Consider the following 14669-nt stretch of genomic DNA (forward strand, 5'->3'; position numbering starts at 1 on the left):
ATTTTATTTGCATAATATGTAAACATAATTAATTCAAATAAATGTAGCTGTGGCTACATAAGTGAGGGGGCGTTTATGATATTATAATCTCAATGATTCATGAGCCAAGACATTATTGATTAACGTGGTAAGAATCATGTAACATTAAATAGCAATGTCTACTGTCAAGAGGCGGAGGCAGGAAAAGGAGTAGTGATATTAAATGTTTTGTTATCAATGTCAAGAAGCAGCAAAAGGAACAGGATGCGAAGTTAAAGGGGTATGTGGAAAGTCACCGGAAGTAGCAAATTTACAAGATTTACTTATCTATACAGTTAAAGGAATCTCGGATATTGTTGTCAAAGGCTCTATGAAAGCACAAGACCTTGATGACATTAATGAAGTCGTGTTAGATAGCTTATTCAAAACGATTACAAATGCAAACTTTGATGAAGAAGCGATTAAGCGCCAGATTCGTAAAAATATTGAAATTCGTGACGCGTTGGCTAAAAAAGTTGTTGCCAACTTACACGATGCCGCCACATTTACAGTAACAACAGATGCTGAGATGGAAGCAAAAGCACAAGTATGCGGTGTGCTTGCAACAGAAAATGAAGATGTACGTTCTCTTAGAGAACTGATTACATATGGAATGAAAGGCTTAGCGGCATATACGCACCACGCCCTAAACTTAGGAAAACAAGACAATGATATCTATGGGTTTGTCTATGAAGGTATGGCAGCGACTTTAGATGATTCTTTATCAGCCGATGATCTTGTTGCTTTAACCTTAAAGACCGGTGAATATGGAGTCAAAGCAATGGCGCTTCTTGATTCTGCAAATACTACAGCTTATGGTAATCCGGAGTTAACGAAAGTTAATATTGGTGTCAAAAATAATCCGGCAATCCTTATCTCAGGACACGACCTAAATGACCTTGAGATGCTTTTAGAGCAAACCAAAGGTAGCGGAGTTGATGTCTATACTCATAGCGAAATGCTGCCAGCAAATTATTATCCAAAATTCAAAGAATACGATAACTTAGTTGGAAACTATGGTAATGCTTGGTGGAAGCAAAAAGAAGAATTTGCAACATTTAATGGACCGATTCTCTTTACAACAAACTGTATCGTTCCTCCAACCGATGGATCAGAAAAGCGAATCTTTACTTCCGGTTCTGCAGGATATCCAGGATCCATGCATATCGAAGCCGATGAAAAAGGATGGAAAGACTTTAGCCCAGTTATTGAAATGGCAAAAACATTACCTTCTCCAACAGAAATTGAATCAGGAGAGATTATCGGTGGATTTGCTCATGAGCAAGTATTTGCTTTGGCAGATAAAGTGGTTGACGCTGTAAAATCTGGGGCAATTAAGAAATTCTTTGTTATGGCCGGATGTGATGGACGTATGAAATCTAGAGATTATTATACAGAGTTTGCTCAAAACTTACCTGCAGATACGGTTATATTAACGGCAGGATGTGCAAAATATCGTTACAATAAATTACCACTTGGTGATATAGGCGGTATTCCACGGGTACTAGATGCAGGACAATGTAACGACTCCTATTCTTTAGCCGTTATTGCGCTTAAGCTAAAAGAGATCTTTGAATTAAATGATATTAATGAACTTCCGATTGCTTATAATATAGCGTGGTATGAGCAAAAGGCCGTTATTGTTCTTTTGGCGCTATTATTCTTAGGTGTAAAAAATATTAAGTTGGGACCAACACTTCCAGCATTTTTGTCACCAAATGTAGCCAATGTATTGGTTGAAACGTTTGGAATCAATGGAATTAACAATGTACAAGATGATATGGAGCAATTATTAGCATAAATGCTCTAAAAAAATAATAAAAGAAAAGCACTGGTGAATTCAATATATTGAAGACACCAGTGCTTTTCTTTTGCTTTTTGTGGTTTTTTCTTTGAAAATGTGGTTTTTTCTTGAAAAATCTGTATAGGAGTGGTAGTATAGGAGTTAAAGACAATGCACTAGGTTATTAAATCAATGATTTGATATTAAAAGGGAAGGGAGTGAAAAGCTTCCACAGCCCCCGCTACTGTAATTGGGATGAAAGCCGTAATCCACTGTCGTTTAGGATGGGAAGGGCGGTAAGTAGGATGAACAAAAAGTCAGGAGACCTGCCTAGCACATAACTGAACTTCGGAGGGAAGAATGATGAAAGATTTTAGCATTGAAAAAAGTGAACGTATCGATCGACTTATTAAAGATCTATATGCAACAATGCCACGCATTGAAAAAGAACGTGCGCATATTTTAACAAAGGTATATCAAGAGACAGAAGGTGAACCGATAATTCGAAGGCGTGCAAAAGCATTTTATGCCATATGCTGCGAATTGCCTATTGTTATTCGCCCGGATGAACTTATTGTCGGTAGCAATGCGTTAGCACCTAGGAGCTGCCAGACATTTCCGGAATATTCTCACGAATGGCTAACCAAAGAATTTGATACAATTGAACAAAGAAGTGCAGATCCATTTTCCATAACAGAAGAGGTAAAAACTTCGCTTAAAGAAATTCATACATATTGGGAAGGCAAGACCACCAGTGATTTGGCCCATGCGTATATGTCAAAAGAAGCATTAAAGGCTATTGAACACAATGTTTTTACCGTTGGCAATTATTATTATAACGGAATTGGACATGTCTCGGTTCAATACGATAAGGTGCTAAAAAAAGGCTTTGGTGGAGTGATTCAAGAAGCCAAAGATGCCCTTAGTACGTTAAAGATAAGTGATGGAGATTATGTAAAAAAAGCAGATTTTTTACATGCCGTTATTCTTAGTTGTGAAGGGGCAATCATCTATGCCAAGCGATATGCGAAAATGGCCCAGGCTAAAGCCGATACGTGCCAAGATATGAAGAGAAGACAAGAACTGCTTCAAATTGCAAAAAACTGCACCCAAGTGCCAGAGTATGGTGCACAGACTTTTTATGAAGCTTGTCAAGCATTTTGGTTTGTTCAGATGTTATTACAGACGGAATCGAGTGGACATTCTATTTCGCCAGGTCGATTCGACCAATATATGTATCCATACCTTAAAAAAGACTTAGAAGAGCAAACCATAACCGAAAGGTTTGCACAGGAACTTATCGATTGTATATGGATTAAGTTCAATGATTTAAATAAAGCCAGAGATGCGGACAGTGCAGAAGGATTTGCCGGATACAGCCTTTTTCAAAACTTGATTGTGGGAGGACAAACAGAAGATGGCTTAGATGGGACGAATATTCTTTCATATATGTGCTTGGAAGCAACGTTGCATGTGATGTTGCCGGCGCCGTCACTATCTGTTCGGGTCTGGAATCGTTCACCCAATGATTTCTTACTTAAAGCGGCAACCCTTGTAAGAACAGGCATAGGACTTCCGGCATATTATAATGATGAAGTGATTATTCCATCCCTTCAAAACAGAGGGTTAACCCTAAAAGATGCTAGAGACTATTGTATTATCGGTTGTGTTGAACCGCAAAAAGGCGGTAAAACTGACGGATGGCATGATGCTGCATTTTTTAATATGTTAAAACCTTTGGAGATGGTCTTTTCAAACGGAATAATGCATGAAGACTTGGTGGGCCTTCAAACCGGAAAAATAGAAGAGATGAAGACCTTTGAGCAATTTTTTGACGCTTACCAAAGACAAATGGAATATTTTATAGAACTCCTTGTGAATGCATGTAATTCGATTGATGTTGCCCATAGTCAAAGGTGCCCATTGCCCTTTCAATCAAGCCTTATTGATGATTGTATCGGCAGAAAAACATCCCTTCAAGAAGGTGGGGCTATCTATAATTTTACAGGTCCTCAAGGTTTTGGTATTGCTAATATGGCCGATGCGATGATGGTCATTAAACGGTTAGTTTTTGAAGAAAAGAAACTATCGCTTACAGAACTCAAAGAAGCATTAGATCAAAACTTTGGAAAAACACCTATCTATCAAAATGCGCATGATCCAGTGGCGGCAATCACCAAAACGATTATCAGTGAACTTGCGGCAAAAGGATATGTAATTGAAAAAGAAAAACTAGGAACTAAACGATTGGACGATATATATCATATGATTCAAGAAGTTCCAAAATATGGGAATGATTGTGATGCGGTTGACTTATTGGCGAGAGAAATAGCATATACCTATACGCGTCCTATTGAAAAGTATAAAAATCCGCGTCATGGAGTTTATCAGGCAGGATTGTATCCGGTATCGGCCAACGTTCCATTGGGTGCTCAGACTGGTGCAACACCCGATGGAAGATACGCAAATACACCAATTGCTGATGGTGTAGGGCCGGCTCAAGGAAGAGATGCGAAAGGACCAACTGCAGCAGCCAACTCAGTGGCAAAACTTGACCATATGATTGCTTCAAACGGCACCCTTTATAATCAAAAATTCCATCCATCAGCGCTAAGCGGAATCAATGGACTCCAAAACTTTACCCATCTGATTCGTGGATTTTTTGATCAAAAAGGCATGCACATGCAATTTAATGTGGTTAGCAAGGAAACTTTATTAGATGCTCAAGCACACCCCGAAAAGTATAAAGGGCTTGTTGTACGAGTGGCAGGATATAGCGCCCACTTTACAACACTTTCAAAATCATTGCAAGATGATATTATTAGCCGGACAACACAAGGACTATAGATGATGAAAAGATATGAAGAACTTTTAAACACCAAAGGAAGAATCTTTGACATACAACGTTATTCCATCCATGATGGAGAAGGGATTCGAACGATTATTTTTCTAAAAGGATGCCATTTTCGCTGCCAGTGGTGTTGTAATCCTGAATCACAAAGCAAGCAAATACAAACCATGCAGACAAAAGATGATGTAAAAGTTATCGGTAAAGATGTGTGTGTCAACGAGGTTATGGAAGAGGTCCTTCGTGACATGGCATACTATCGTCATTCAAAAGGCGGTATCACACTTTCGGGAGGCGAGGCCCTATTACAGCCTCAATTTGCTGGTGCATTATTAGAAATGGCCAAATACAATGGTCTTACGACAACCATTGAGTCGACGGGAGATGTAGACTTTTCGATTATAGAAAACTATATCTTGCCATATTTGGATGTGTTTTTGATGGATATTAAACATATCGACGGCAAAAAGCACGAAGAATTTACTGGGCGTTCCAATGCTCGCGTGTTGGAAAATGCAAAAAAAATTGCGCAGTCAGGGCAAAAATTAATTATTCGTGTTCCGGTTATTCCGACGTTTAATGATACGCTCCAAGAAATAGATAAAATCGCAGCTTTTGCCAAGACCTTACCTGGGGTGGTGGAATTGCATTTGCTGGCTTACCATCGATATGGCGTAGACAAATACAAAGGACTAGGTCGCACGTATTTGCTGGAGAATATCAAGACCCTTGAACCAGAGCGGATGCAAGCCTTGAAAAAGGTTGTACAAGGGCATGGCCTCAAAGTACATATCGGCGGCTAAGGGTTATATATACAACAATATGGAGCGTCACATCTAGTGATAAATACCTAGATGTGACGCTTTTTTCTTTTTTACGGCTATGGTATGATAAATATGAATAAATATACAGGAGGTGCCCGATGGATGCTCAGAATACTAGGCGTGTTGATGAGATTATTGAAGATATGCTTCAGACAGGTTCATGGACATGGAATCATTATCAACCCGAAGTGGTGAATGTCTCAAAAGGGTTTTGCGCTATTGTTGGAGAAGAAGAGACACAGGTGATGACGGTCAATCAAATGAAAGCTTTGGTTTTTAGTAGTGAATATGAAGAATTGCATAAAAGGTTTTTGTACCATCTCCAACGTCAAGATGAAGAGATAGATTCCCATATTCATATAAGCACCGATCCGGGGGATGTGGTGTTTGTTCATCAACGGTTACGTATTGCCTATGATTCTAAGGGTAATGCCACACAGATTATTGGTGTGGTTATGAATCACACGGCGCATAATGAGCGCGATGGGGACACTCGCTTGCATGATGAAAAGTTTTATCGACTATTTGGAGATGCACCGATAGGTATTGCCCTTATTCGTGTGGATGGAACATGTATATTGGCAAATAAAAGCCTTAGCGAAAATGTTCAGTACAAAGAATATGAATTGAAAAATCTACCCTTTCAAATGCTAATTGATGATGAAGATCAGCATGCTTTTATGAAAATGTATCATTCAGTGATTCAACAAAAAATTGCTTCATTTCGTAATGAGTACCGATTAGTTGCAAAAGATGGAACGCGTACGTGGACAAGTATAACCATTACTTCAGTTGAAGATGATAAACAGGTGCTAAAATATTTAATCGTGATGATTCAACCAAGTCTTCGAACAGAGCAAACGACAGTACGCAACAATTTGATTCGATCCATCAAAAATGAATTATCCGATTTGTCCTTAAAGGATAACTTGTCAGGACTATATACACGTCAATATGTGTTGCGAAAAATGAAGGAATTTATTTTGGCTTTTTATGAACGGCATATGACCTTTTCCGTTCTTCTGATTGATGTGGACTATATTCATAAGATTAATCAACAGCATGGACATGAATGTGGAGATTATGTGATCTACACCCTATCAGAAGTGTTCAAATCACTTACAAGAGAAACGGATATCTGTGCACGATGGGGAGGAGAAGAGTTTATATTGCTATTTCCTGAAATCGAGCGTGACATAGCACAAACACTTGCACAACGTTTGCGTAATGATGTCAAGGACACAATCATCTTGTGGGAAGGCAAGGAGATTCAGATGACAGTAAGTATTTATGTTACATCGTATACCGAAGATGATACTTTAAAATCCTTTGTCAATAAAATTGACCATATTTTGTACGATACGATTAAACAAGAACGCGATGCAGTAAAAATTATTTAAAAATATTGTTTTTTTAAAAAGAGTATGATATACTCCCCCTAACTGACAAGACAGGTGACTTTACAGGGCTCGTTGTCGAGTTCAATAAGTGATGGAGGAATCATGGAATTAATTGAAAAAATACGTACATTAAAAGAAGAAAAGAATGCGTTGATTTTAGCGCACTACTACCAAATTCCTGAGATTCAAGATGTAGCTGATTTTGTAGGTGATTCATTGGCCTTGGCAAAAATAGGTGCGTCGGATTCTCGGGATTTAATTGTTTTATGTGGGGTGCGCTTTATGGGAGAAACTGCAAAAATTCTCTCAAGAAACAAAAAGGTGCTTATACCTTCGCCAGATGCAGGGTGTCCTATGGCAGACATGGTTATAGCCAAAGATCTAGAACGCTATAAAGCGTCCAATCCAGAAAGAACCATTGTGTCTTATGTCAATACGACAGCGCAAGTGAAGACGCTGACAGATATTTGTGTTACATCGTCTAATGCATTAAGCATTATGGAACAGCTTGACGATTCAAAGTTTCTATTTTTGCCCGATCGTAATTTGGGTGCATATATTCAAGAACAACTGCCAAAAAAAGATATCGAACTATGGCCAGGCTTTTGTCTGACGCATCAACGATTACGTGGCAAGGATATAGAAGGGATGCTGGACATACATAAGTATGCAAAAGTTCTTGTACATCCTGAGTGTAGCCAAGATGTCCTAGGGTTTGCTGATTATATTGGTTCGACAAAGGGGATTATTGATTATGCGAGTCAAAGTGCTCATGATACATTTATCATTGCAACAGAAGAAGGTATATTACATCCGTTAAGACGTGACAATCCGGATAAACATTTTATATTGGCTTCAGAACGACTTCAATGTAAGAACATGAAAAAAAATACACTTCAAAGTGTTTATGATTGTTTGAAAAAAGAACAATACGAGATTTGTCTGGATGATCAAATTATTGAACGCGCTAAAAAACCCTTAGAGCGTATGTTAGCTTTGAGTTAGAAGGCGAATATGGAGAGATTAAAAAAAGATGTCGTCGTATTAGGAGCAGGATTATCAGGATTGTACACAGCGCTACATATCGATGAGAACAAGAGTGTTGCAGTCATATCAAAAAGAACAATGGAAAAGTCCAATTCTTTTTTAGCTCAAGGTGGAATTGCCGCAAGCATATGTCCTAAAGATTCATATCAAAGCCATTTACAGGATACATGTGTTGCGGGTGCTCATGTCAATGATATAAAGGCTACGACCCTACTAGTGAAAAATGCACCCGGTGCCATACGTCAACTTATACAGCTTGGTGTTGCCTTTGATACGGATGAGCAGGGAAAGCTTTTGGCTACACTTGAAGGGGGCCACTCACATCGACGCGTACTCCATGCTCGGGGGGATGCGACAGGAAGAAGTGTGATGGAGGCAGTGACAGCACAAGCTATGGCTAAAAAAAATATCACCATTTTTGAAGAGGCAATGGCTACTCGCATTCTTACCCAAACCGATGGAAGTTTTTGTGGTATTATTGTACGATATAATCACCGGGATATTTGTATTCAGGCACCAATTCTTGTCATCGCTACAGGTGGTATTGGCGCCCTCTATGAAGATACAACGAATCAACCGTGTCTGACGGGAGATGGGATTGCGTTGGCGTTAAATGCAGGATGTCAGCTAGAACATATGCATTATATTCAATTTCATCCTACGGCTTTTTATTCTAGAAAATGTCAGCAACGGTTTTTGATATCAGAAGCAGTACGCGGAGAAAGTGGGATTTTACGTAATGGCAAGGGTGAAGCATTTATGTCAAAGTATGACATAAGAAAAGACTTGGCACCAAGAGACATTGTTGCAAGAAGTATTGATCAAGAGATGCAATCGGCAAAGACAAAGCATGTATGGCTTGATATTACACATAAGGATAAGGCATTTTTGATGCGTCGCTTCCCTTCGATTTATACCTTTTTAGCGGACCAAGGTATATTCATGGAAAAAGATTATATACCGGTTGCACCGGTTGCCCATTACTTTGTGGGTGGCATAAAAACGGACATACATGGACAAACCAACATCAAAGGTATCTATGCATGTGGTGAAGTGGCATCTACAGGTGTTCATGGAGCCAATCGCTTAGCCAGCAATTCGCTATTAGAATGTATTGTTTTTGCGCATCAGATTGCTAACCATATGAATACCCATATAGAAGCTACAAGCGTTGAAAAAAACATAAAATACCCAAGTGGGCAAAACAAGAAAAAGCGTTATGATGGAGTGATCAATCATAAGCGTATCAAAGAGAACATACAAAGACTGATGTCAACATATGTAGGGATTATTCGAACCCAAAGCGGATTAGACAAAGCGTATAAAAAGATGTATCATTTATGGTGTGTGCTGGATAATTTGAATCCAGTCTGTCAAGACGATTATGAAGTTCGTAATATGTGCCAAGTAGGCTTGGCAATTATTGAGGATGCAATGAAGCAAAAAAGTATAGGTTGTCATTATAAACAAGACGTTGATGCGGAGGTGTTTGCATGAATATTGGAGTAAATCAAATTGAGTTACAACGACACATATTGGAATGGTTAGAAGAAGATATGCCCTTTGGAGATGCAACAACAGATGCTATTATTGATAAAACCGTTTTAGGTGCAGGAGATCTAATTGCAAAAGAAGCAGGGATATTGTGCGGTATAGACGTCTTTGCCCAAATTTATAAGTGTATAGATAGTCAGGTCAAGCTAGAGGTTGCTATACATGATGGAATGGCCATCGAGGCAGGCGATGTCATCGCAAGAGTGCATGGTCCGATTGGAAGCATACTTAAAGGGGAACGTTTAGGCTTAAATATCATGCAACGCTTAAGTGGTATCGCTTCTATGGCATATCAATATTTTGAAGCCGTTAAGCCTTATGATACGGTAATCGTGGATACACGTAAAACAACACCGGGGTTTCGAAGTTTGGAAAAGTATGCAGTACGTACCGGTGGATGCATGAATCATCGCTTTAGCTTAAGTGACGCGGTGATGATTAAGGATAATCATATTGCGGCGGCGGGGTCGATTACTGAAGCGGTCAAGCGGGCAAAAGCAAGTGTTGCCCATACCATGAAAATCGAAGTGGAAGTTGAGACGTTTAATGAGTTGCGTGAAGTGATTCATACGGGTGTAGATATTATCATGCTTGATAATATGACAACAGACCAAATCCGACGTGCGGTACGCTTTGTTAAAGAGCATGCAAAAAAGATGATTGCATTAGAAGCAAGTGGCAATATGACATTAGAACGTGTAGCAGAAGTTGCAGCAACTGGAGTTGACGTAATCAGTGTGGGAGCGTTGACCCATTCCGTTCACGCCCTTGATATTAGTTTGAAATTTGAAAAACCAGTAGTCAAATCATAAAAATTGTGGGATAATGGGCATATGAAGAATATAATATTAATTGGAATGTCAGGTGCAGGAAAATCAACACTAGGAGTTTTGTTGGCCAAGGCGTTGAATTATGATTTTGTCGATACAGACTTACTGATTCAACAGCAAGAAGGTCGATTGCTTCAAGGGATTATACAAGAAAAAGGAATTGACTATTTTAAAAAAATAGAAGAAGACGTTATATCTCACATTCATCCCCAGCAGACGATAATAGCTACGGGAGGCAGTGTTGTTTATGCCACAGAGGGTATGAGGCACCTTAAAAGGATTGGCAAGGTTATCTATATTGCCGTTGATTTTGAAGAAATCCAAAAACGCATACAAAATATACATACCCGAGGAATTATAATGGGAGAACATCAAAGCTTGCAGGACGTCTACAATGAACGGATAAAGTTATATGAAAACTATGCCGATGTCATTGTAAATATAAAAGAACAAACGATTGAAGAAACCGTGTCCCTGCTGGTAGAACTGTTAGAAAAGAAGGAGAACAATGATTAAACTAGGTGAATTTCAAACATTAACAATGGTACGACGTACGGATTTTGGAATCTATTTATCAGATAATCCGACAGAAGATCCAGAAGGGATTTTGTTGCCAAATAAAGAAGTGCCGGAAGGGATTGAACAGGGGGATCAACTGGATGTATTTGTTTACAAAGACTCAGAAGACCGTCTGATTAGTACATGTCATACACCCAAGATAACGATGGGAGAGATTAAAAAGTTACGTGTAGTTCAATTGACAAAAATAGGCGCCTTTTTAGATTGGGGGCTACTCAAAGATTTGTTTTTACCCTTTAAAGAGCAAATTGGACGCCTCCAAGAAGGAGAATCCTATTTAGTAGGGCTATATATTGATAAGTCCGATCGATTGTGTGCAACAATGAAGTTGTCTAAATTGTTATCAGCAGAATCACCCTATAAAGAAGGGGATCGAGTAAAATCCACTATTTTTAGTATGAATAGAGATTATGGACTTTTTGTAGCTGTTGAAGGTAAGTATCATGGAATGCTACCACAAAAAGAAGTTACCAAGCATTATGCCATCGGAGACGAAATCAAGGCAAAGATTGCCAAGGTCAATGGAGATGGTAAATTAGTGCTGACTTTAAAAGAAGACGGCTTTGTGCAAATGGAAGCCGATGAAAAAGTGGTCTATGAAGCACTTTTGAATAATGGAGGATTTTTACCTTTAAATGATAAATCAGATAAGGATATTATCAATAAGGAACTCCACCTGAGTAAAAGAGCTTTTAAACGTTCAGTTGGACGCTTAATGAAATCAGGAAAAATTATTCAGACAGAGCAAGGCATTGAAATAAAAAAATAAATATAATAATAATAATTATGATTTGACAGATAGGCACATGCATGCTATAATAATCTTCGGATTACAGGAAGTAGAGTTTTGATCCACTCTCACCTAAGGGTAATTAAGCGCTTGGGTTAATAATCGGACTTATTATGCATGTGCATATGATGAGTTATGTATTATTGTGAGTGGATAGGAAACTATCCATTTTTTATTGTAACTATATATTTTATTGATTCAGGAGGTGTCGGACAATTAGCGACTATATGATTAATGAGCAAATACGAGACAAAGAAGTACGTCTTGTAGGAGCGGACGGGGAACAATTAGGAGTTGTATCCGTAAAGGAAGCACAAGCAATGGCCAGGGAACAAGGACTTGACTTAGTAAAGGTTGCACCGAAAGCTAAACCACCGGTGTGTAAGATTATTGATTTTGGTAAGTTTAGATACGAGCAAACGAAACGAGAAAAAGAGGCTAAGAAGAAACAAAACATTATAAGTGTAAAAGAAGTGCGTTTGTCGCCGAATATTGAGGAACACGATATTAATACTAAGATGAAGCAAGCAAACAAGTTTTTGACCAAAGGTGATAAAGTGAAAGTTTCCGTTCGATTTAGAGGTCGTGAATTAGCTCACACATCCGTTGGTAGAACGATTTTATTAGAATTTGCAAAAGACTTGGAAGAAATTGCTGAAATTGAAAAAAGACCTAAAATGGAAGGTAGAAGCATGGTTATGTTTCTTACACCTAAAAAGGCAAAATAGTTAGTACTAATTACAATTTATAAGGAGGAAACATCATGCCAAAAATGAAAACACACCGCGGCGCTGCTAAGAGATTTAAAGCGACAGGTACAGGTAAATTAAAGAGAAGTAAAGCGTACAAACGCCATATTTTAACCAAAAAAAGTCCTAAGACAAAGAGAAATCTTAGACAAGCAACTATGATGGATTCATCAAATGAAAAGGTAATTAAGAAATTATTACCATATCTATAATAATCGATTGGAGGTTTAAACATGGCAAGAATTAAAGGTGCGATGCACACAAAGAAAAGACGTAATCGTGTATTAAAGTTAGCTAAAGGATATAGAGGCGCTAAGAGCAAACAATTTAGAACAGCTAAACAAGCCGTTATGAAGTCTGGCGTATATTCATATGTAGGTCGTCGTCTTAAGAAAAGAGACTTCCGTAAATTATGGATTGCTCGTATTAATGCAGCAACACGTGCTAACGGAATGAGCTATTCAACATTTATGCATGGATTAAAATTAGCTGGAATCGAAATTAACCGTAAGATGTTAGCAGAAATGGCTGTCAATGATCAAGCGGCTTTTACATCTCTTGTTGAGACAGCAAAAGGAAAAGTTAACGCATAAGTTTAAATAAAATGTGTCCTATAAAAGGCAATTCTATGGTTAAGGCTATGGAATTGTCTTTTTTTAAAAAAAAATTAGTAAATTTGAAACTTTTTCACGTGATCATACGTCTTATAGTAGAAGGCTTTGATAAATTATTAAAAGTGGATTAAAAAATCACAAAGGCATATGAAAGAAGCCTATTATATGATAATATTATCAGAGGTTTGAGTATAAAAATATATAAATGTGTGAAGAAAAGAGGTAAGTGGTGTGAGAATTTTAAAACATGGGTTTTTAAGTTTAGTTAGAAAACCGGCAAAAGTATTAATGATTTTTGCAATATTATTTGTTGTATTTAGTCTGCTGTTTACAGGTGTCATCATTCAAAACAGTATTGATGAGTCAAAGGTGTTTATACGAAAACAGCTAGGTGCAGCAGTTGAATATAAGGCAGATTATCAGAAGGCATACAGTGAAGAGCTTGAAGAGGAAGAATATATGAAGTTGCAGCTATCAAAAACAGTTGCAGAAGACATTGCAAAAGATCCGGTTGTTCAGCAAGTCTATTATTCCAACTCTAACTCGCTCATGAGCAAAGAATTAAAGACGGCGGAGTATTGGGAGCGTGACGGTCAAAAAGAATATTATGACAATACATACATTGATGAAGACGGTAATGAAATCAAAGACAATGTATACTTCCAATTAAATGGAGGAAATGTTGCTGAACCCCTTGAATTTTCCGAAGGAGATTATTACTTGGTGGATGGAGAGTTCCCGACCCAAGATCAAGTAAAAGAAGGCTATCCCTATGTTTTAATTACGCGTGAGCTTGCAGAACGTAATAATTTTGTGACGGGTGATCTTATTGAATTGTTTGACTGGGAAGAAAACACATATGACCTTGAAATCGTAGGAATATATGATGGTATTCAAGAAGGACATATGGGCAATAACCTTTTTGTGTCCTATGAATTTATTCGTGAAATGAATATGAATATGTATCCTGATGATGAAGAGATGATGGAATACGTAAACCGTATTATTTTCATGTTAGCTGACCCACTAGAAGTTGACGGTTTTGTTGAACGTAACACGAGCAAATTACCATCAGAATATAACTATCTTGATGCGGCAACAACACAATTTGATACCTTGACAAAACCTTTGGATTTAATTTCTCTTATTGCATCCTTACTTATCTGGGTTGTCTTTGGCGCCGGAATTATCATTATTATAGCTATCGTTAGTATCTTTGTCCGTGACCGTAAGTTTGAAGTGGGGCTATTGCTTTCAAGCGGTGAATCAAAGCTACGTATTGTTATGCAGTTTATTTATGAGATTTTATGTATTGGACTGGTAGCCTTTGTATTAGCTATTTTGATGAGTAATATCTCCAGTGCATTTGTCAGTGATTGGATTGTAGAAAATCAGCTGGTTGAAGAAGAAGCAGCACCGGGAAGTAGAGATGATATGTATTTTGGATATTATGATACGAATGTATTTGGTGATGTGGATATGAATAATATCGCAGAAGACTTTAATGTATCGATGAATCAAGAAGTTATTTTGAAATTGTTTGTGATTAATATTGCATTACTAATCTTTGCAAGTTTAGTTCCGTTGTCGATTATAATGATGTTTAATCCAAGGCAAGTACTGCAAGACTAAG

13 protein-coding genes and 1 riboswitch are annotated in these 14669 nt (G+C 38.0%); all 13 genes read left to right on the forward strand.

Annotated features, from left to right (window positions below):
- Positions 1-202: 202 nt before the first annotated feature.
- The 13 genes from hcp to QBE53_05690 all read left to right on the forward strand — a co-directional run bounded on the left by hcp (position 203) and on the right by QBE53_05690 (position 14668).
- Positions 203-1819 (forward strand): hydroxylamine reductase, encoded by a 1617-nt coding sequence (gene hcp / locus QBE53_05630; protein ID WZL82590.1) that lies wholly within the window; start codon positions 203-205, stop codon positions 1817-1819.
- 143 nt (positions 1820-1962) lie between these two features.
- Positions 1963-2150, forward strand: a riboswitch (cobalamin riboswitch).
- 14 nt (positions 2151-2164) lie between these two features.
- Positions 2165-4648: a glycyl radical protein gene (locus QBE53_05635; GenBank protein WZL83268.1), complete on the forward strand. Its 2484-nt coding sequence runs from the start codon at positions 2165-2167 to the stop codon at positions 4646-4648.
- Entirely contained in the window at positions 4649-5452 is an 804-nt protein-coding gene (locus QBE53_05640) for a glycyl-radical enzyme activating protein (GenBank protein WZL82591.1), read from the forward strand.
- Positions 5453-5571: 119 nt separating this feature from the next.
- Positions 5572-6873, forward strand: coding sequence for a diguanylate cyclase (locus QBE53_05645; GenBank protein WZL82592.1), 1302 nt, complete (start codon positions 5572-5574; stop codon positions 6871-6873).
- A gap of 102 nt (positions 6874-6975) precedes the next feature.
- Entirely contained in the window at positions 6976-7878 is a 903-nt protein-coding gene (gene nadA, locus QBE53_05650) for a quinolinate synthase NadA (GenBank protein WZL82593.1), read from the forward strand.
- A gap of 9 nt (positions 7879-7887) precedes the next feature.
- Positions 7888-9417: an L-aspartate oxidase gene (nadB, locus tag QBE53_05655; protein ID WZL82594.1), complete on the forward strand. Its 1530-nt coding sequence runs from the start codon at positions 7888-7890 to the stop codon at positions 9415-9417.
- Positions 9414-10286, forward strand: coding sequence for a carboxylating nicotinate-nucleotide diphosphorylase (gene nadC / locus QBE53_05660; protein WZL82595.1), 873 nt, complete (start codon positions 9414-9416; stop codon positions 10284-10286). The genes nadB and nadC overlap by 4 nt, the downstream gene beginning before the upstream one ends.
- Positions 10287-10307: 21 nt before the next feature.
- A complete protein-coding gene (locus QBE53_05665) occupies positions 10308-10820 on the forward strand; it encodes a shikimate kinase (protein WZL82596.1) in 513 nt (170 codons plus the stop codon).
- On the forward strand, positions 10813-11652 hold the full coding sequence (locus QBE53_05670; protein ID WZL82597.1) for a S1-like domain-containing RNA-binding protein: 840 nt from the start codon (positions 10813-10815) through the stop codon (positions 11650-11652). The genes QBE53_05665 and QBE53_05670 overlap by 8 nt, the downstream gene beginning before the upstream one ends.
- 248 nt (positions 11653-11900) lie before the next feature.
- Positions 11901-12401, forward strand: coding sequence for a translation initiation factor IF-3 (infC, locus tag QBE53_05675; protein WZL82598.1), 501 nt, complete (start codon positions 11901-11903; stop codon positions 12399-12401).
- 35 nt (positions 12402-12436) lie between these two features.
- On the forward strand, positions 12437-12634 hold the full coding sequence (gene rpmI / locus QBE53_05680; GenBank protein ID WZL82599.1) for a 50S ribosomal protein L35: 198 nt from the start codon (positions 12437-12439) through the stop codon (positions 12632-12634).
- Positions 12635-12655: 21 nt separating this feature from the next.
- A complete protein-coding gene (rplT, locus tag QBE53_05685) occupies positions 12656-13015 on the forward strand; it encodes a 50S ribosomal protein L20 (protein WZL82600.1) in 360 nt (119 codons plus the stop codon).
- A gap of 252 nt (positions 13016-13267) precedes the next feature.
- Positions 13268-14668 carry an ABC transporter permease gene (locus QBE53_05690; GenBank protein ID WZL82601.1) on the forward strand — a complete coding sequence of 467 codons (1401 nt, stop codon included), beginning with the start codon at positions 13268-13270 and terminating at the stop codon, positions 14666-14668.
- The last annotated feature ends 1 nt before the right edge of the window (position 14669 follow it).

The organism is Vallitaleaceae bacterium 9-2 (assembly GCA_038396585.1).
Classification (GTDB): Bacteria; Bacillota; Clostridia; order Lachnospirales; family Vallitaleaceae; genus UBA1351.